19 protein-coding genes are annotated in these 18520 nt (G+C 72.3%); 4 read left to right on the top strand and 15 right to left on the bottom strand.

Going from position 1 to position 18520, the window contains the following annotated elements:
• Positions 1 to 84: 84 nt before the first annotated feature.
• The 10 genes from gatB to ACWDUZ_RS30395 all read right to left on the bottom strand — a co-directional run bounded on the left by gatB (position 85) and on the right by ACWDUZ_RS30395 (position 11759).
• A complete protein-coding gene (gene gatB, locus ACWDUZ_RS30440) occupies positions 85 to 1599 on the bottom strand; it encodes an Asp-tRNA(Asn)/Glu-tRNA(Gln) amidotransferase subunit GatB (protein ID WP_451635020.1) in 1515 nt (504 codons plus the stop codon).
• Between the two features lie 15 nt (positions 1600 to 1614).
• The gene (locus tag ACWDUZ_RS30435; RefSeq protein ID WP_451635019.1) at positions 1615 to 1854 is read right to left on the bottom strand and encodes a hypothetical protein; all 240 of its coding nucleotides are present in this window, start codon (positions 1852 to 1854) and stop codon (positions 1615 to 1617) included.
• Complete coding sequence (gene gatA, locus ACWDUZ_RS30430) at positions 1851 to 3353, bottom strand: Asp-tRNA(Asn)/Glu-tRNA(Gln) amidotransferase subunit GatA (RefSeq protein ID WP_451635018.1); 1503 nt, start codon at positions 3351 to 3353, stop codon at positions 1851 to 1853. Before gatA ends, ACWDUZ_RS30435 begins: the two co-directional genes overlap by 4 nt.
• A gap of 5 nt (positions 3354 to 3358) precedes the next feature.
• On the bottom strand, positions 3359 to 3655 hold the full coding sequence (gene gatC / locus ACWDUZ_RS30425; protein ID WP_006130840.1) for an Asp-tRNA(Asn)/Glu-tRNA(Gln) amidotransferase subunit GatC: 297 nt from the start codon (positions 3653 to 3655) through the stop codon (positions 3359 to 3361).
• Between the two features lie 164 nt (positions 3656 to 3819).
• A complete protein-coding gene (locus ACWDUZ_RS30420) occupies positions 3820 to 4314 on the bottom strand; it encodes a cupin domain-containing protein (RefSeq protein ID WP_451635017.1) in 495 nt (164 codons plus the stop codon).
• 343 nt (positions 4315 to 4657) lie between these two features.
• The gene (locus ACWDUZ_RS30415; protein WP_451635016.1) at positions 4658 to 6916 is read right to left on the bottom strand and encodes a putative bifunctional diguanylate cyclase/phosphodiesterase; all 2259 of its coding nucleotides are present in this window, start codon (positions 6914 to 6916) and stop codon (positions 4658 to 4660) included.
• A 260-nt stretch (positions 6917 to 7176) separates the two neighbouring features.
• Positions 7177 to 9372 (bottom strand): NAD-dependent DNA ligase LigA, encoded by a 2196-nt coding sequence (ligA, locus tag ACWDUZ_RS30410; RefSeq protein WP_451635015.1) that lies wholly within the window; start codon positions 9370 to 9372, stop codon positions 7177 to 7179.
• A 15-nt stretch (positions 9373 to 9387) separates the two neighbouring features.
• Positions 9388 to 10395, bottom strand: coding sequence for a methionine synthase (locus ACWDUZ_RS30405; RefSeq protein WP_451635014.1), 1008 nt, complete (start codon positions 10393 to 10395; stop codon positions 9388 to 9390).
• A gap of 111 nt (positions 10396 to 10506) precedes the next feature.
• A complete protein-coding gene (locus ACWDUZ_RS30400) occupies positions 10507 to 11196 on the bottom strand; it encodes an SDR family oxidoreductase (protein WP_451635013.1) in 690 nt (229 codons plus the stop codon).
• Between the two features lie 23 nt (positions 11197 to 11219).
• Positions 11220 to 11759: an LOG family protein gene (locus ACWDUZ_RS30395; RefSeq protein ID WP_030179362.1), complete on the bottom strand. Its 540-nt coding sequence runs from the start codon at positions 11757 to 11759 to the stop codon at positions 11220 to 11222.
• A 116-nt stretch (positions 11760 to 11875) separates the two neighbouring features.
• Between ACWDUZ_RS30395 and ACWDUZ_RS30390 the strand changes: the two genes are divergently transcribed.
• Entirely contained in the window at positions 11876 to 12199 is a 324-nt protein-coding gene (locus ACWDUZ_RS30390; protein ID WP_451635012.1) for a DUF427 domain-containing protein, read from the top strand.
• A gap of 39 nt (positions 12200 to 12238) precedes the next feature.
• Positions 12239 to 13018, top strand: coding sequence for an alpha/beta fold hydrolase (locus tag ACWDUZ_RS30385; RefSeq protein ID WP_451635011.1), 780 nt, complete (start codon positions 12239 to 12241; stop codon positions 13016 to 13018).
• A 50-nt stretch (positions 13019 to 13068) separates the two neighbouring features.
• On the opposite strand, the gene mnmA is transcribed toward ACWDUZ_RS30385, so the two are convergent.
• Positions 13069 to 14199, bottom strand: coding sequence for a tRNA 2-thiouridine(34) synthase MnmA (gene mnmA / locus ACWDUZ_RS30380; protein ID WP_451635010.1), 1131 nt, complete (start codon positions 14197 to 14199; stop codon positions 13069 to 13071).
• 60 nt (positions 14200 to 14259) lie between these two features.
• Here mnmA and ACWDUZ_RS30375 point away from each other — a divergent pair, with 60 nt between their 5' ends.
• Positions 14260 to 14913, top strand: a complete 654-nt coding sequence (locus ACWDUZ_RS30375) for an N-acetylmuramoyl-L-alanine amidase (protein ID WP_451635009.1) — start codon at positions 14260 to 14262, stop codon at positions 14911 to 14913.
• Between the two features lie 15 nt (positions 14914 to 14928).
• Here ACWDUZ_RS30375 and ACWDUZ_RS30370 read toward each other — a convergent pair whose 3' ends face one another.
• The 3 genes from ACWDUZ_RS30370 to ACWDUZ_RS30360 all read right to left on the bottom strand — a co-directional run bounded on the left by ACWDUZ_RS30370 (position 14929) and on the right by ACWDUZ_RS30360 (position 16766).
• A complete protein-coding gene (locus ACWDUZ_RS30370) occupies positions 14929 to 16098 on the bottom strand; it encodes a cysteine desulfurase family protein (protein WP_451635008.1) in 1170 nt (389 codons plus the stop codon).
• Between the two features lie 201 nt (positions 16099 to 16299).
• On the bottom strand, positions 16300 to 16566 hold the full coding sequence (locus ACWDUZ_RS30365; RefSeq protein WP_451635007.1) for a DUF4190 domain-containing protein: 267 nt from the start codon (positions 16564 to 16566) through the stop codon (positions 16300 to 16302).
• Positions 16567 to 16601: 35 nt separating this feature from the next.
• Positions 16602 to 16766 carry a hypothetical protein gene (locus ACWDUZ_RS30360; RefSeq protein ID WP_451635006.1) on the bottom strand — a complete coding sequence of 55 codons (165 nt, stop codon included), beginning with the start codon at positions 16764 to 16766 and terminating at the stop codon, positions 16602 to 16604.
• Positions 16767 to 16889: 123 nt separating this feature from the next.
• On the opposite strand from ACWDUZ_RS30360, the gene ACWDUZ_RS30355 reads away from it, so the two are divergent.
• Positions 16890 to 17516 (top strand): TetR family transcriptional regulator, encoded by a 627-nt coding sequence (locus ACWDUZ_RS30355; RefSeq protein WP_451635005.1) that lies wholly within the window; start codon positions 16890 to 16892, stop codon positions 17514 to 17516.
• On the opposite strand, the gene ACWDUZ_RS30350 is transcribed toward ACWDUZ_RS30355, so the two are convergent.
• Positions 17485 to 18480 (bottom strand): helix-turn-helix transcriptional regulator, encoded by a 996-nt coding sequence (locus tag ACWDUZ_RS30350; protein WP_451635004.1) that lies wholly within the window; start codon positions 18478 to 18480, stop codon positions 17485 to 17487. The genes ACWDUZ_RS30355 and ACWDUZ_RS30350 overlap by 32 nt on opposite strands.
• Between the last annotated feature and the right edge of the window lie 40 nt (positions 18481 to 18520).

Raw genomic sequence — 18520 nt, 5'->3', positions numbered from 1 at the left:
GCCGGAAACTGGGCACGCCCCCGGACCCGGCCGCCGCACGTCCCGAGCAGCAGCGGCCCGAGATGGAGCGCTGCGAAACCCGGCTCAGCCCTCGCCGACGCCCAGCTTCTGAAGGATCAGTTCCTTGACGCGGGCCGCGTCGGCCTGGCCGCGGGTGGCCTTCATGACGGCGCCGACCAGGGCGCCGGCCGCGGCGACCTTGCCGCCGCGGATCTTGTCCGCGACGGCCGGGTTGCCGGCGATGGCCTCGTCGACGGCGGCGGTCAGCGCGCCCTCGTCGGAGACGACCTTCAGACCGCGCTTGTCGACCACCTCGTCCGGGGTGCCCTCGCCGGCGAGGACTCCCTCGATCACCTGGCGGGCCAGCTTGTCGTTCAAGTCTCCCTTCGCGACCAGCTCGGTCACCCGGGCGACCTGCTGCGGAGTGATCGCCAGCTCGTCCAGGGCCTTGCCGGACTCGTTGGCGCTGCGCGCCAGCTCGCCCATCCACCACTTGCGGGCGGAAGCGGCGTCGGCACCGGCGTCGATGGTGGCGACGATCGGGTCCAGGGCGCCGGCGTTGAGGATGGCCTGCATGTCGGTGGCCGAGATGCCCCAGTCCGCCAGGAGGCGGGTGCGGCGGGCCAGCGGCAGCTCGGGCAGCGCCGCGCGGATCTCCTCGACCCACTCGCGCGCGGGGGCCACCGGCACCAGGTCGGGCTCGGGGAAGTACCGGTAGTCCTCGGCCTCCTCCTTGACCCGGCCCGAGGTCGTGGAGCCCGTGTCCTCGTGGAAGTGGCGGGTCTCCTGGACGATGGTGCCGCCACCGGACAGAACGGCCGCGTGCCGCTGGATCTCGAAGCGGACCGCGCGCTCCACGGACCGCAGCGAGTTGACGTTCTTGGTCTCCGAGCGGGTGCCGAACTTGTCGGAGCCCTTCGGCATCAGCGACAGGTTCACGTCGCAGCGCATCTGGCCCATCTCCATGCGGGCCTGGGAGACGCCGAGGGAACGGATGACCTCGCGCAGCTCACGCACGTACGCCTTGGCCACCTCGGGAGCGCGGTCGCCCGCGCCGACGATCGGCTTGGTGACGATCTCGATGAGCGGGATGCCCGCGCGGTTGTAGTCGAGGAGGGAGTGCTGCGCGCCGTGGATACGGCCGGTGGCGCCGCCGACGTGCGTCGACTTGCCGGTGTCCTCCTCCATGTGGGCGCGCTCGATCTCCACGCGGAAGACCTCGCCGTCCTCCAGCTGCACGTCGAGGTAGCCGTTGAAGGCGATCGGCTCGTCGTACTGGGAGGTCTGGAAGTTCTTCGGCATGTCCGGATAGAAGTAGTTCTTCCGGGCGAAGCGGCACCACTCGGCGATCTCGCAGTTCAACGCGAGACCGATCTTGATCGCGGACTCGACGCCGGTTCTGTTCATGACCGGGAGCGCGCCGGGCAGGCCGAGGCAGGTGGGGCAGGTCTGGCTGTTCGGATCGGCGCCGAGCGCGGTCGAACAGCCGCAGAACATCTTGGTCTTGGTGCCGAGTTCGACATGGACCTCGAGGCCCATGACGGGGTCGTACGACGCCAGCGCGTCCTCGTACGACACCAGGTCGGTCATGGTGGTCACGGTGAAACTTCCCTCTCAGCCCAGCAGGACGTCATCGTCGCCCAGCCGCTTCAGCTCGCGGTAGAGGATGGCGAGGCCGGTGACGACGCCGGCGGCGGTCACCACGGCGTCGATCAGCCTCAGCGTGTCGCTCTCGACGCGGGCCTTCTTGATCTGCTTGGCGACACCGATCGCGCCGAACGCGGTGGTGGCCATGGACAGGTACGTACCGGACTTGGACTTCTTGAAGCCCTTGGCCTTCGACAACTTGCTCACAGCGACGGTGCCTCCTCCAGGAGCGGGTGCCCCCACTTTTCCACGAAGGCGGCCTCGACAGCGGCTCCCACCTTGTACAGGCGGTCGTCCTTCATCACCGGGGCGATGATCTGCAGGCCCACCGGGAGGTTGTCCTCCGGGGCGAGACCGCACGGCAGGGACATGGCCGCGTTGCCCGCCAGGTTGGTCGGGATGGTGCACAGGTCCGCGAGATACATCGCCATCGGGTCGTCGGCACGCTCGCCGATCGCGAAGGCGGTGGTCGGGGTGGTCGGTGAGACGATCACGTCGACCTGCTCGAACGCCTTGTCGAAGTCCCGCTTGATGAGGGTGCGGACCTTCTGGGCGCTGCCGTAGTACGCGTCGTAGTAGCCGGAGCTGAGCGCGTAGGTGCCGAGCATGATGCGGCGCTTGACCTCGGGGCCGAAGCCCGCCTCACGGGTGAGGGAGGTGACCTCCTCCGCCGAGTGGCTGCCGTCGTCGCCGGTGCGCAGGCCGTAGCGCAGGCCGTCGAACCGGGCCAGGTTGGAGGAGCACTCGGAGGGCGCGATCAGGTAGTACGCCGACAGCGCCAGGTCGAAGGACGGGCAGTCCAGCTCGACGATCTCGGCGCCCAGTTCCTTGAGCAGCTCGACGGACTCGTCGAACCGCTGGACGACGCCGGCCTGGTAGCCCTCGCCGCGGAACTGCTTGACCACGCCGACGCGCATGCCCGCCACGCTGCCGTTGCGGGCGGCCTCGACGACCGGCGGGACCGGTTCGTCGATGGAGGTGGAGTCCATCGGGTCGTGTCCGGCGATCACCTCGTGCAGCAGCGCCGCGTCCAGGACCGTACGGGCACAGGGGCCGCCCTGGTCCAGGGAGGAGGAGAACGCCACCATGCCGTAGCGGGAGACCGCGCCGTAGGTCGGCTTCACGCCGACCGTGCCGGTCACGGCCGCCGGCTGGCGGATGGAACCGCCGGTGTCGGTGCCGATGGCGAGCGGGGCCTGGTAGGAGGCGAGGGCCGCGCTCGACCCGCCGCCGGAGCCACCGGGAATCTTGGTGAGGTCCCAGGGGTTGCCGGTGGGACCGAAGGCGCTGTTCTCCGTCGACGACCCCATGGCGAACTCGTCCATGTTGGTCTTGCCGAGGATCACCACGTCGGCGGCCTTCAGCCGCTTGGTGAGGGTCGCGTCGTACGGCGGGATCCAGCCCTCGAGGATCTTGGAGCCGACGGTGGTGGGCACGCCCTCGGTGGTGAAGATGTCCTTGAGCGCGAGCGGCACGCCGGCCAGCGGGCCGAGCTTCTCCCCGCGCGCCCGCTTCTCGTCGACGGCGCGGGCCTGGGCGAGGGCGCCCTCGCGGTCCACGTGCAGGAAGGCGTGCACCTTCTCGTCGACGGCCTCGATCCGGGCCAGGTGGGCCTCGGTGACCTCGACGGCCGTGAGCTCACCGGAGGCGATCTTCTCGGCGGTCTCGGCGGCGGTGAGCCGGATGATGCTGTTGATGTCCGTCATGGCTGTCACTCCTCACCCAGGATCTGCGGCACCTTGAAACGCTGCTGCTCCTGGGCCGGGGCGCCGGACAGCGCCTGCTCGGGGGTGAGCGACGGACGGACCTCGTCCGCGCGCATGACGTTGGTCAGCGGCAGCGGATGGGAGGTCGGCGGTACGTCTTGGTCGGCGACCTCACTGACGCGGGCCACCGCGCCGATGATGTCGTCCAGCTGTCCCGCGAAGTGGTCGAGCTCTTCGGGCTTCAGCTCCAGACGCGCCAGCCGGGCGAGGTGGGCGACCTCCTCGCGCGTGATGCCAGGCATGCAGCGTTCCTCTGGGGTGAGTGTGTGTGGTTTGGGCCGGGGCCTGTCGTCACGTCCCCGTCGTCCGCCCGAAGGCAGGCGGGAATGTGACGACAGGTCCCAATCCTATGGGGCGGGGGCCCTCGGCCGTGAAACGGTTTGCCGCGGGGGGTGGCGGAGGTGGCTCAGCCGCGCCGTGCGTCCCAGGCCGCGCTCTTCAGGAAGTGGTTGTCGTAGAGGTCCTGCACTTCGAGGATGCTTTCCGGGGTCACCTCGCCGAGCCGGATGCGCTGCAGGTGACGGAAGTACTCGAAGCGCTCGACGCCCGGGGTGATGACGATCAGCAGGTCGGCGGTGCTGCCGGGGGCGGCGGCGAAGGCGTGCGGGCGGTCCGGCGGGACGATGATCAGGTCACCGCGCCCGGCGGTGACGACGTCGTCCCCGGAGAGGACCTCGGCCTCGCCGTCGAGGAAGTAGAACATCTCGGCCGAGTTGTGGTGGACATGCGGCCGGGCCCCGTCGGCGCCCTCCCCGAGCGTGACGCGCACGGTGGACAGCGCGCCACCACTGGCGCTGCTGTCGGCCAGCAGCGCGACGGCGACCGGGTCGTCTCCGACCACCTCGGCCTCCCCGTCGCGCACCAGCACGGTCTCGTCGAACTTCGGCACGAACAGCGACATGGCGTGTCCCCCTTGTGGTGGGGCCGGACCGGGAAGAGCAGTCCGGCACTGATCAGTACAACGACCGCGGTGGCGAAGTCGATCCCCGAAGCCGCGGCTCTCGTCCCTCGGCGCGGCTCAGGAAGGGCGGCAGCGTGTCGCCGCCCGGGCCGGCCGGGACGCCGTGGCCGACCGCGGCGGGGCAGGACGGGGCGTGCTGGGCCGCGGCGTGACGGGGCCCGGCCGTGGCGGGGCAGGGCCGGCCCCGGAGCCGGTGGCCGAGGAACAGGGCCCGCACGGTCGAGGGCCCGGCCGGCGCGCGGGCCGGACAGCCGTCCTCAGCAGGCGCCGGCCGGCGGGCGGGTCACTCGTCGGAGGCTGCCGCGGGCAGGGCGGCGCGCGGGCGCTGCCAGCCGCGCGAACCGCGCGCCCGCAGCCACGCCGTGGTCTCCCCGGCCGGCATCGCCGCCGCGACCAGCCAGCCCTGCACGGCGTCGCAACCCAGGTCGCGCAACCGCTCCCAGGTCTCGTCGTCCTCGACTCCCTCCGCCACGACGAGCAGCCCCAGCGAGTGCGCCAGATCCACCGTGCACCGCACGATCTCCGCGTCCTCGGCGTCCACCGCCAGCCGGGCCACGAACGAACGGTCGATCTTCAGCTCGCTCACCGGCAGCCTGCGCAGGTGCACCAGCGAGGAGTAGCCGGTGCCGAAGTCGTCCAGCGACATCTTCACGCCGTGCGCGGTCAGGCCGGCCAGCGTGTCGGCGGCCCGCTGGGGGTCCTCAAGCAGCACGTGCTCGGTGATCTCCAGTTGCAGCGCCCCCGCCGGGACACCGTGCCGGGCCAGCCGGGCGGCGACCGAGCCGGCGAAGCCGGGGGTGTGCACGTCACGGGGGGAGACATTGACCGCGACCGGCACGAAGAGGCCCTCGGAGCGCCACTTCGCGACCTGCCCGAGCGCGGTCTCCAGCACGTACTCGGTCAGATGGGGCATCAGCCCCGAGGACTCGGCGATCGCTATGAACTCGTCCGGAGGGACCTTGCCGCGCTCCGGGTGCACCCAGCGCACCAGCGCCTCCAGGCCGGCGACATGGCCGTCGAAGCGGACCTTGGGCTGGTAGTGCAGCTGGACCTCGTGGGCGTCCAGGGCCCGGCGCAGATCGCCGAGCAGCCCGAGCCGGTCGGGCGTGTTGGAGTCCCGCTTGGACTCGTAGACCTCCACGCCCGTACGGTCCCGCTTGGCCTGGTACATCGCCACATCCGCGCGGCGCAGCATGCCCTCGGCGTCCAGCGCGTGGTCCGGGAAGACGGCGACACCGGCGCTGGCCTCCAGGACGAGGGTGAGCCCGTCCAGGTCGAGCGGTGAGCTGAGGGTGGTGACCAGTGCGCGTGCGACGCGGGTCGCGGACGTCGTGGAGTCGGCCACGGGCAGTAATACGGCGAACTCGTCCCCGCCGAGCCGCGCGGCCTCCGCCCCGCGCGGCAGCGCCTGCCGCAGCCGATCGGCTATCTGCAGCAGCAGCCGGTCACCGGCGAGATGACCGAGCGTGTCATTGACCGAGCGGAAACGGTCGAGGTCGATCAGCATCAGGGCGGCCCGGGCGCCGATGCGTTCGGCGTCGTCGAGAGCGGTCCAGATGCGCTCCAGAAGCCACTGCCGGTTGGGCAGCCCGGTCAGCCGGTCGCGCAACTGCTCCTCGGCCCGGGCGCGGGCTATCCACAGGGTGGAGTCCAGGGCGATGAGCGGGATGGAGAACAGCGGCAGCAGCACGGGTTCGGCGACGGCGACGACGCAGACCAGCGGGGCGATGCCGAGCAGGGCGACGGCGACCAGGCCCTGTCTGACCAGGGCAGTACGGGTGATGGTGGGCAACCCCTCGGGCGGGGCGTGCAGGTACCACAGCAGGACGCGGGTGACCGCGAGGTAGACGGCGGCGGCCAGCACCACCTCGGGCACGGTGTACGGGGTCCAGGCGCTCGCGTCCCAGGGCCGCTCGACGGTCGGGACTCGGCCGCAGCCGCCCAGCACGAGCGCGGCCGTGGCGATGCCGAGGATGTCCACCGCGCCGTTCAGCACGCCGGACCGGAAACGGTGGCTCCTGGCCACGCCGACCAGCACGACGACGGCCAGGCTCACCAGGCCGGCGGGCACCCAGCCGTAGAGCAGCAGCACGGCCAGGGTGAGGGCGGTGCCGGAGCCGGTCCCGCCCCACCAGCGGGAGCGGCCGAGCATCACCAGATGGCCGACGATGATTCCGGTGAGCACGGCCAGCGACCAGCCGGCCGTGCCGGACGGGAAAAGCGCGTGGCCGTCGGCGAACGCGCCGTAGAAGCCGGCGCCGAGGACCAGTGCGCCCAGCGCGACGACCACGGCGGGCAGGGCCGGCCGGAGCCGGTGCCATACGGAGGCCGCGCCCCGCACGGAAGGCGGTTGCCCTCCCGGCTGCGCGGACAGGCGGATCGTCGCCGCCGAGCCGTGCCCGGCCGCGCGTGCGGCGGGGACCGCGCGCCCCTGATACGTGCGGGCGCCCGAACGCTCCCCCGTCCGCCCCAGGCTCACGCGCCATGCGCCGGTCATCCGGCGCAGCCGTGAGTGCGGGGCGGCGCTCTCGGTCGGTTCCATTCCCGTCCCTCTCACAGCCGGCGGTGCCCGCGCCGCGCGGTCCGATGCCCGGCGCTCCCGGGCCGCACCGCGCTGGAAAACCCTTCCACGTACTCGTCGAGGAGCACGGGGGTGCCCCGGCCGCAGCTGGGCACGGCGGGCGCACCCCTCAACAGTAGGCCGCAGAAGGCTTCCACGGGCAGCGGTCGTCGACGGTTGCCCGAATGCGCCCCGGCCACCCGTATGCATCTGGTATGCGCGAAACGCGTGCCCTTCAACCGCTACTCACCGGTCGGGAGGGCGACTTCGGCCGCCGCGTCCGGTCCCTGCTCCAACAGGACGCGGAAACCGTCCTCGTTCAGAACCGGCACCTTCAACTGCATCGCTTTGTCGTACTTCGACCCGGGGTTGTCGCCCACGACCACGAAGGACGTCTTCTTCGACACCGAACCGGTCACCTTGGCGCCCCGGCTCTGCAACGCCTCCTTCGCGCCGTCCCGGGTGAACTGCTCCAGGGTTCCGGTGACCACGACCGTCAGGCCCTCGAGCGGGCGCGGGCCCTCCTCCTCGCCGGTGCCCTGCTCCTCCAGCGGAACTCCGGCGGCCTTCCACTTGCGCACGATCTCGCGGTGCCAGTCCTCGGCGAACCACTCCTTGAGGGCGGCGGCGATGATCGGGCCGACGCCGTCGGTGCGCGCCAGCTCCTCCTCGCTCGCCTGCTCGATGCGGTCGATGGAGCGGAACTCGCGCGCCAGCGCCTGCGCCGCCACCGGTCCGACATGGCGGATGGAGAGGCCGTTCAGGAACCGGGCCAGCGGGCGCTCCTTGGCCGCCTCGATGTTCCGCAACAGGGCCAGGGTGTTCTTCTTCGGCTCGCCCTTCTGGTTGCCGAAGACCGTGACGACCTTCTCCTCGCCCGTCTTCGGGTCCCGCTTGGGCAGACCGCTGTCCGGGTCGAGGACGTAGGCCTTGATGGGCAGCAGCTTCTCCACCGTGAGGTCGAACAGGTCGCCCTCGTCGACCAGCGGCGGCTCGGCCGGCTCCAGCGGGCGGGTGAGCGCGGCGGCGGCCACCTCGCCGAAGTGCTCGATGTCCAGGCACTCCCGGCCCGCGAGGTAGGAGAGCCGCTCCCGCAACTGGGCCGGGCAGGCACGGGCGTTGGGGCAGCGGAGGTCGACGTCGCCCTCCTTCATGGGCCGCAGCGGCGTGCCGCACTCGGGGCACTCGGACGGCATCACGAACTCCCGTTCGCTGCCGTCCCGCAGGTCGACGACCGGGCCGAGGATCTCCGGGATGACGTCACCGGCCTTGCGCAGCACCACGGTATCGCCGATGAGCACACCCTTGGCCTTGACGACCTCCTGGTTGTGCAGGGTGGCGAACTCCACCTCGGATCCTGCCACGGTGACCGGTTCCACCTGCGCGTACGGAGTGACGCGGCCGGTGCGCCCGACGCCGACCTTGATGTCGATCAGCTTGGTGTTGACCTCTTCCGGCGCGTACTTGTACGCGATCGCCCAGCGGGGCGCGCGCGCCGTCGAACCGAGCCGGCCCTGGAGGCGGATCTCGTCGACCTTGACGACCACGCCGTCGATCTCGTGCTCCACCGAGTGCCGGTTCTCGCCGTAGTACGCGATGAACTCGCGGATTCCCGCGAGGTCGTCGACCACCCTGTTGTGCGGGGAGGTGGGCAGGCCCCAGGTCTTCAGCAGGTCGTAGGCCTGGGAGAGCCGGGTGAGCCCCTGGTAGCCCTCCAGGGCGCCGATGCCGTGGACGACCATGTGCAGGGGGCGGGTGGCGGTGACGCGCGGGTCCTTCTGGCGCAGCGAACCGGCGGCCGCGTTGCGCGGGTTGGCGAAGGGCTTGTCACCGGCCTCGACCAGACGGCGGTTGAGCTCCTCGAACTTCTCCATCGGGAAGAAGACCTCGCCGCGGATCTCCACGAGGTCCGGGACGTCGTCGCCCTTCAGCCGGTCGGGGATCTCCGCGATCGTCCGGACGTTGGGAGTGATGTCCTCACCGATGCGGCCGTCGCCGCGGGTGGCCGCGCGCGTGAGGCGGCCGTGCTCGTAGGTGAGGTTGACGGCGAGGCCGTCGACCTTCAGCTCGCACAGGAAGTGGTAGTCCTGGGCGCCCAGTTCCCTGGCGATACGGTCCGTCCAGGCGGCGAGATCGTCGTCGTTGAAGGTGTTGTCGAGCGAGAGCATCCGCTGGCGGTGCTCCACCGCCGTGAACTCCGTCGCGTACGAACCGGCGACCTTCTGGGTCGGCGAGTCGGGCGTGCGCAGCTCCGGGTGGCGTGCCTCCAGCTCCTCCAGGGAGCGCAGCAACTGGTCGAACTCGGCGTCGCTGATGACGGGGGCGTCCTTGACGTAGTACCGGAAGCGGTGCTCCTCGACCTGTTCCGCGAGCCGGGCGTGCTGCTCCCGTGCCTCGGCGGGCACCGCTGTCTCCGCTTGCTGCTTGTCGCCGGCCACCGTGTTGTCCTCCCGTTACTCAGGGTTGTCCGCGAGGGATCTCGCCGCCCGGACGCAGTGGGCGAGCGCCCGGCGCGCGTACGCGGGGGAAGCGCCCGCGAGTCCGCACGCCGGGGTGACCGTGACCGCGTCCGGGACGAGCCCCGGTCGCAGCCCCAGCCTGCGCCACAGCGTTCTGACACCCATGACGCTACCGGCAGGGTCTGACAACGGGCCCTCCGTGGTCGGCACCACACCGGCGAAGAGCCGGGTGCCGGCCTCCACGGCCTCCCCGATCGCCTCGTCGTCACGCTCGGTGAGCAGCGAGAAGTCGAAGGAGACCGCCGCGGCGCCCGCCCGCCGCAGCAGCGCGAAGGGGACGTCGGGGGCGCAGGAGTGGACCACCGCGGGTCCTTCCGGGTGCGCGCCGAGCACGTCGCGCAGCGTGGCCTCGACGATCTGCCGGTCCACGGCCCGGTGGGTCCGGTAGCCGCTGGCGGTGCGCACCCGGCCGCGCAGCACGGCGGTCAGGGACGGCTCGTCGAGCTGGAGCACCAGCCTCGCACCCGGCACCCGCCGCCCGACCTCGGCCAGGTGCAGCCTGAGCCCCTCGGCGAGCGAAGCGGCGAGGTCCCGGCAGGCGCCGGGGTCGGAGAGGCATGCCTCTCCGTTCCTCAGTTCGAGGCCGGCGGCGAGTGTCCAGGGACCGACGGCCTGCACCTTCAGCGGCCCCTCGTACCCCTGGGTGAACTCCTCCAGGGCGTCGAGGTCCTCCCCCAGCCAGGACCGGGCCCGCTTGGTGTCCCGTCCGGGCCGGTCGCCGATCCGCCACCCGCTGGGCTCCACGCGCGCGTACAGCTCGACGAGCATCCCGGCCGTCCGGCCGATCATGTCGGCGCCGGGCCCCCGGGCGGGCAGCTCGGGCAGGAAGGGGAAGTCCTCGAAGGTGCCGGTGACCATCTTGGCGGCCTCACGGGCGTCCCCACCGGGCAGCGACCCGACCCCGGTGGCGGCACCGAACCTGAACTGGCTGTTCTCGCTCACCGGAGCAGCCTACGGAACACTTCGGCCGAGGAGTGTGCCGCGGTCGCAGGACCGGGCGTTCCGGCCCCCGGACCGGCACCCCGGTCCCCGGAACCGGCGCCCGGCCGCGGGTCAGCCTCCCGGCCGCACCGTCAGGTCGTTGACCTCCGCGTCCCTCGGCAGGTCGAGGGCCATCAGGACGGCCGTGGCGATGGACTCCGGGTCGATCCACCGGGACGGGTCGTACTCCTTGCCCTCCTGGCGGTGCACCTTGGCCTGCATGGGGCTGGCGGTGCGGCCCGGGTAGACGGAGGTGACCCGGACGCCGTTCGCGTGCTCCTCCTGCCGCAGGGCGTCGGCCAGCGCCTTCAGGCCGTGCTTGGACGCGGCGTACGCCGCCCAGTCGGCGTTGGCGCTCAGGCCCGCGCCCGAGTTCACGAACACCACGTGACCACGCGCGGCACGCAGCTGGGGCAGGAAGTGACGGGTCAGCTCCGCCGGGGCGATCAGGTTGACGTCGAGCTGGTGACGCCAGGACTTGGGGGTCAGCTCGCCGACCGGGCCGAGGTCGACGACGCCCGCGATATGCAGCAGGGAGTCGACCCGGTCGGGAAGCGACTGGTGCGAGAAGGCCCAGCTCAGCCTGTCCGGTTCGGCCAGGTCGCCGACCAGGGTCCGCGCCCCGGGGAGCTCGGCCGCCAGCTCCTTGGCCCGGCCCGCGTCGCGCGCGTGCAGCACGAGGTCGTCCCCGCGCGCGTGCAGACGGCGCGCCACGGCCGCGCCGATGCCGGAGCCGGCCCCGGTGATCACATGAGTAGCCATGCCGCCATGCTCGCACCCCCGGCTCAGCGGCCGGCCACCGACTCCTCCAGGTAGGCGAGCGCGCCCGCGGGCTCGTCGGCGAAGAACACCAGCTCGCTCAGCGGCCGCGGCAGGAAACCCTCGTCCTCCATGCGGCGGAACTGCTCGCGCAGGCCGTCGTAGAAGCCGGCCGTGTTCAGCAGCACCACGGGCTTGTCGGTGCGGCCGTGCTTCTTCAGCTCCAGGATCTCGGTGGCCTCGTCGAGCGTCCCGGTGCCGCCCACCATGATCACTACCGCGTCGGCCTTCTCCAGGAGCAGCTTCTTGCGCTCGGCGAGGTCGCCCGCGATGACCATCTCGTCGGCGCCGGGGCGCGCCTTGTTCGCAAGGAAGTCCACCGACACGCCGATGAGCCGGCCGCCCGCCTCCTGCACGCCGTCCGCGACCACCTTCATCAGTCCGCTGTCGGACCCGCCCCACACCAGGCTGTGGCCGCCCTTGCCGAGCAGCCGGGCGAAGTCCCGCGCGGGACGGGTGTAGCGGTCGTCGAGGTCGGCGGCGGAGAGGAAGACGCAGATGTTCATGCGTCAACCGTACGCGGCCCTGAAATGTGCTCAGCGCACGGGAAAGCGGGCGCGGTGCACGGGAAGAGGTGCGCCCCGCACGGGAAGAAGCCGGGGGCCGGGGGCGCTGTACCGATATGACCCAAGGACACACGATCACCATCGAGCAGGGCACCCAGCGCGTACGCGTCGTGCACGACGGCCAGGTCCTCGCGGAGAGCGACCGGCCGCTGCTGCTGCGCGAGACCGGCTGTGCCGTGCGCTACTACATCCCCGCCGAGGACGTGCGCCTCGACCTGCTGACCCCGTCCGAGACGCACACCTACTGCCCCTTCAAGGGCACGGCGTCGTACTGGTCGGCGCCGGGCGCCGAGGACCTGGTGTGGTCCTACCCCGAGCCGAAACCGGACGTCGCCGAGATCAAGGACCACCTCTGCTTCTACGACGTCGAGGTGTTTTGACCCGACAAGCGTGCCCCCGCCGTGGCAGTCTTCACAGCCATGGACAAGAAGACCATCTCGCGTGACGGCACCTCGATCGCCTACCAGCGCACCGGTCGGGGGCCGGTGGTCGTCCTCGTCAGCGGGGCGATGTCCACCGGCGCCACGGTCGCACCGCTGGCGGCGGCGCTCGCGGACCGTTTCAGCACCGTCGTGTACGACCGCCGGGGCCGCGGCGAGAGCGGGGACACGGCGCCCTACGCGGTGGAGCGCGAGGTGGAGGACCTCGCGGCCGTGCTGGACGCGGTGGGCGGCGAGGCGGCGCTGTACGGCATCTCCTCGGGCGGCGCGCTGGTGCTGCGGGCGGCGGCGAGCGGACTGCCGGTCAGCAGGGTGGCCGTGTACGAGCCGCCGTTCGAGGTGCGCGAGGACGACGGACGGGAGCACGCCGAGTACTCCGGCGCCCTGGCCGCCGCGCTCGCCGAGGGCCGGCGCGGTGACGCGGTGGAGCTGTTCCTTCGTGTCACCGGGCTGGCCGAGCAGATGATCGTGAGCGCCCGTCAGTCCCCCATGTGGCCGGGTCTGGAGGCCATCGCGCCGACCCTGGCCTACGACGACGCCGTGATGGGCGACGGAACAGTGCCGCGCGAGATGCTGGCCTCGATCACCGTGCCGGTCCTGGCCGCCGCGGGCGACGCCAGTCCGGACCGGATGCGCGAGGCGGCCCGGCAGGTGGCGCTGGCCGCGTCCCAGGGGACGTACCGCCTGCTCAAGGGGCAGACCCACGCGGTGGAACCGGAGGTTCTGGCGCCGGTGCTCGCGGAGTTCTACGGCGCGTAGGCACCGGTACGGCCCTCACGCGGCTCCGCGGCCACCGGCGCCGTCGGCTCTCACGCCACTCCGGCCGTCGCCCGCACCGTGGAGGCGATGGTCGCCGAGCCCACCACACGCGTGCCGTCGTAGAGGACGATCGCCTGGCCGGGGGCGACGCCGCGGACCGGCTCGGTGAAGGTCACGCGCAGCTCGCCGTCGACCGGCTCCGCCGTCACCTCGGTCTCGCCGCCGTGGGCGCGCAGCTGGGCGGTGTAGGTGCCGGGGCCCGTGGGGGCGGTGCCGCACCAGCGGGGCTTGATCGCCGTCAGTGCGCTCACGTCCAGCGCCGAGGCCGGGCCGACCGTCACGGTGTTGGTGACCGGGGAGATGTCCAGGACGTAGCGGGGCTTGCCGTCGGGGGCCGGGGTGCCGATGCGCAGGCCCTTGCGCTGGCCGATGGTGAAGCCGTACGCGCCCCCGTGGGTGCCCACCTTGGCGCCGGACTCGTCGACGATGTCGCCCTCGGCCCTGCCGAGCCGCCGGGCGAGGAAGCCCTGGGTGTCGCCGTCGGCGATGAAGCAGATGTCGTGCGAGTCGGGCTTCTTGGCGACCGCGAGCCCCCGGCGCTCGGCCTCGGCGCGGATCTCCTCCTTGGTGGTGACCGTGTCGCCGAGCGGGAACATCGCGTGCGCCAGCTGCTTGTCGTCCAGCACGCCGAGGACGTACGACTGGTCCTTGGCCATGTCGGAGGCGCGGTGCAGCTCGCGGGAGCCGTCCTCGCGCACGATCACCTTGGCGTAATGGCCGGTGCACACCGCGTCGAAGCCCAGGGCCAGCGCCTTGTCCAGGAGCGCGGCGAACTTGATCTTCTCGTTGCAGCGCAGGCACGGGTTGGGGGTGCGGCCGGCCTCGTACTCGGCGACGAAGTCCTCCACGACGTCCTCGCGGAAGCGGTCGGCGAGGTCCCAGACGTAGAACGGGATGCCGATGACGTCGGCGGCGCGGCGGGCGTCGCGCGAGTCCTCGATGGTGCAACAGCCCCGCGCGCCCGTGCGGAAGGACTGCGGGTTCGCGGAGAGCGCGAGGTGGACGCCGGTGACGTCGTGGCCGGCTTCGGCGGCACGGGCGGCGGCGACGGCGGAGTCGACCCCGCCCGACATGGCGGCGAGGACGCGGAGGGGGCGGGAGCGCTGCGGGGTCTCAGTCATAGCCCTTTCAGGGTACGGGTGTGCGGGAACCGGGGCCGCCGGATATCCGTTGGAGAGCGCGTGGGGGCGAGGAACGGTGACAAGGACAAGCAGCCGGGACGTCGGGCGCTGCTCCTCGGCGGGGCCGTGGCGGTGGTCGCGGGCGGGGCCGCGGTGGAGCGCAAGGGGCTGGCCCACCTGTGGTGGGGGCTGCCGGGCACCCAGCGTCCGCGGGTGGCGGGCGCGGTGGACTTCGGGGGCGCGCGGTGGCTGGCGGCCTCCCCGTCGAACTACCGGCGGGCGGACCGCCCGGACGACTACACGATCGACCGCGTCGTGGTCCATGTCACCCAGGGCGGCTACACGAGCGCGGTGAGGGCGTTCCAGGACCCGGGGCACCGGGCCGCCGCGCACTACATCGTCCGCGCGAGCGGGCAGGTCACCCAGATGATCCGCGAGCTGGACGTGGCGTTCCACGCCGGCAACCGCGCCTACAACGAGCGCAGCGTGGGCATCGAGCACGAGGGATTCGTCGAGCGGGCGTCGTCCTTCACCGACGCGATGTACGCCGCCTCGGCCCGGCTGACGGCGCGGATCTGCGGACGGTACGGCATACCCGTCGACCGCGAGCACATCGTCGGCCATGCCGAGGTGCCGGGCGCCGACCACACCGATCCCGGGCCGCACTGGGACTGGGACCGGTACATACGGCTGGTGCGCCGGGCCAGGGCGTGATCCGGGCTCCGGGCCCTACGTCAGACCTGCCGCCCGGGCCCGCTCCACCGCCGGGCCGATGGCCTTGGCGACCGCCTCGACGTCGGCCTCGGTGGACGTGTGGCCGAGGGAGAAGCGGAGGGTGCCGCGGGCCAGGTCCGGGTCGGCGCCGGCGGCCAGCAGCACATGGCTGGGCTGGGCGACGCCCGCCGTGCAGGCCGAGCCGGTCGAGCACTCGATGCCCTGGGCGTCCAGCAGGAGCAGCAGGGAGTCGCCCTCGCAGCCCGGGAAGGTGAAGTGGGCGTTGGCCGGAAGACGCCCCTCGGGGGCCGGATCGCCGCCGAGGATCGCGTCCGGGACGGCCGTGCGGACGACGGTGATCAGTTGGTCCCGCAGGGCGCCGACCTCGCGGGCGAACCACTCGCGCTGCTCGGCGGCGAGCCGGCCGGCCACCGCGAAGGAGGCGATCGCGGGCACGTCGAGGGTGCCGGAGCGGACATGGCGCTCCTGGCCGCCGCCGTGCAGGACGGGTACGGGGTTGTGCTCGCGGCCGAGGATCAGCGCGCCGATCCCGTACGGCCCCCCGATCTTGTGGCCGGAGACCGTCATCGCGGCCAGCCCGGAGTCGGCGAAGTCGACGGGGACCTGACCGAAGGCCTGCACGGCGTCGGAGTGCAGGGGCACGCCGAACTCGGCGGCCGTCTCGGCCAGTTCGCGCACCGGGAGCAGCGTCCCGATCTCGTTGTTCGCCCACATGACGGTGGCGAGGGCCACGTCGTCGGGGTTGCGGGCGATCGCCTCGCGCAAGGCTTCGGGGTGGACGCGGCCGTAGAAGTCGACCGGCAGGTACTCGACGGTGGCGCCCTCGTGTTCGCCGAGCCAGTGGACGGCGTCGAGGACGGCGTGGTGCTCGACGGGACTGGCGAGGACGCGGGTGCGGGCCGGGTCGGCGGCGCGGCGTGACCAGTACAGGCCCTTGACGGCGAGGTTGTCGGCCTCCGTGCCGCCGGAGGTGAAGACCACCTCGCTGGGACGGGCGCCGAGGGATTCGGCGAGGGTTTCGCGGGCCTCCTCGACCGTGCGGCGGGCCCGGCGGCCGGATGCGTGGAGGGAGGAGGCGTTGCCGGTGACGCCCAGCGCGGCGGTCAGTGCCTCTGCCGCCTCCGGGAGCATGGGGGTGGTCGCGGCGTGGTCGAGGTAAGCCATGGTGTGCCTGATTCTACGGGCGCTCGCGGGTGGCCCGGGATCAGGTGCGCGGCGGCCCGCGAATGCGTGCCGCGGCTCCACCCGGACCGGGTCGGCGGGGCGCCGTCACTCGGCGGGTGCGCCGGCCCTCCCCCTTGCCCGAACGGCTTGGGAGGGCCCCCGTCGCCTCGTGGGACGACTGCCCGCGGCGCCCCTGCGAGGTCAGAAGCTCCAGGACACCGTGTGGTCCAACTGCATGAGGGTGACGAGGACGATCAGGTCGGCGATGCCCAGGGAGAGTCCGAGGAGGGCCCGGCCGCGGCGGGCGGTGCCGCGCCAGAGGGCCACTGCCGCGAGGGTGATGGCGATGGGACCGAGGAAGAGGTTGAGGACGAGAAGGCCCAGCAGGCCGAGGATGAAGGACGCGACGGCCATGCCGTCGGCGTCGCGCAGGGCGGTGCGGCGCGTGGCCGGTGCGGTGAGTTGCATGGCGATGGCTCCCGAGGGAAGTGGTGGGCGCGTGGTCAGTGGGACGTGCCGCGGCGGCGGGCGTGGCGCTCGCGGAGCGCGAAGATGCCGAGCCAGACGGCGATCACGACGGCGGCGGCCACGGTGAAGCCGAGCGGCGCGTGGGCCACGGTGCCCAGGGCCACGCCGAGCAGCAGCAGTGCGGCGACGAGGAACAGCATGGGATCGGATCCCCCTCCGGCGTTCTCTCGTGAGCGCTTACGAGTAACAGTTGTTCACTGACTACGAAGTCTAGCGCGCTGCACCGCTTTGAAATTCCGGAGAACAGTTGTTAACTGCATGGCATGAGTCACACTCTCGGTGTTCGCCAGGCCCAGAAGCAGAAGACCCGGAGGGCCCTCCTGGACGCGGCGCTCGGCCTGCTGGAGGAGCAGAGCCTGAGCAGCCTGGGCCTGCGCGAGGTCACGCGCGCCGTCGGTGTGGCCCCGACCGCCTTCTACCGGCACTTCCGCTCCACGGCGGACCTCGGCGTGGCCCTGGTGGAGGAGGCTCTGGGCAGCCTGCACCCGATGATCCGGACGACGGTGTCCCCGGCGGACGACAGCGAGGAACGCATCGTGCGGGCCGTCGAACTGATCTCCGGTCACGTGAGGGCGTATCCCACCCATGTCCGGTTCATCGCCCGGGAGCGGCACGGCGGCGTGCAGCCGGTACGGGAGGCGATCCGGGAGCAACTGGCGTGCTTCGCCCGCGAGGTGAAGGACGAGCTGGCCAAGGACCCGCAGTCCGCGGGCTGGAGCGAGGACGACCTGCTCATGCTCGCCCACCTCTACGTCGACCAGATGCTGATCACCGCCTCGCTCTTCCTGGAGGCCCTGGACGCCACGCCGGAGGAGCGCGAGCGCGTCACCCGGCTCGCCACCCGGCAGCTGCGGCTGATCAGCGTGGGCCGCCGGCACTGGCTGGACTGACCGTTCCCGTCTCGTACAGCTCCGCGACGGCGGCGACCGCCGCCCGCAGCTCCTCACGTGCCTCGGGCGGCGAGAGCACCTCCACCCGGTCCGAGAAACCGAGCAATTGGCGCACCGCGCGCGGGACGCCGTACGACATCCGGGCGGTGACCCATTCGCTCGCGCCGTCGTCGTCGGGCGGGGCGGCCAGCGCCGAGCCGTGCAGGCGCAGGAACATGTCCAGGTGCGCGCGGCGCACCCGAACGGTGACGTCGATCCCGCCGGGACGCTCCTCCACCTGGCGGCGCAGCACCTCCCAGGCGTCGGCGAGTTCCACGCCCGGCCGGCGCCGTACGGGATCGTCCAGGAGCCGGGCGGAGCGCACCCGGTCGGCCCTGAACAGCTGTGGCCTGCCCCGCCGGTCGGCGACCAGGTACCAGACACCCGCCTTGGAGACCAGGCCGTAGGGATCGACGGTGTAGGTGCGCGGCTCACGCTCGCCGCTGTGCCGGTAGCGCAGCCTCAGACGCCGGTCGGCGAACACCGCGTCCTTCAGGACGTCCAGGTCGACGGTCTGCCGCGGGCCGCTCTTCCAGCGGGTGGCGTCCACCAGGATCCGGCGGCTGGTCACCTCGGCGGCGGGCCGGTGCGGGGCCGGCAGCGCCGCCATCACCTTGCGCAGGGCCGAGCCGAGCGCCGCGTCCAGCCCGAGCGCGGCGTGCGCGCCCTGCGCGGCGAGGATGAACAGCGCGCGGGACTCGTCGGCGGTCAGGCCCGTGACGTCGGTGCGGAATCCGGCGAGCAGTTCGATGCCGCCGTGCCGGCCGCGCTCCGCGTAGACCGGGACGCCGGAGGCCGACAGGGCCTCGATGTCGCGGTAGATGGTGCGCACCGAGACGTCCAGCCGGTCGGCGAGCTCGTGCGCGGGCACCCGGCCCCGGGTCTGGAGGAGCAGCAGGATCGACAGCAGGCGGTCGGCTTTCACGCCCCCACCCTCTCGTCGTGGCGGGCGCCGATCAAATGCT

It is taken from the genome of Streptomyces sp. NPDC003393 (genome assembly GCF_053589015.1).
Note: the sequence above shows the minus strand (reverse complement) of the source record. Positions and strands in the feature narration are given on the sequence as shown.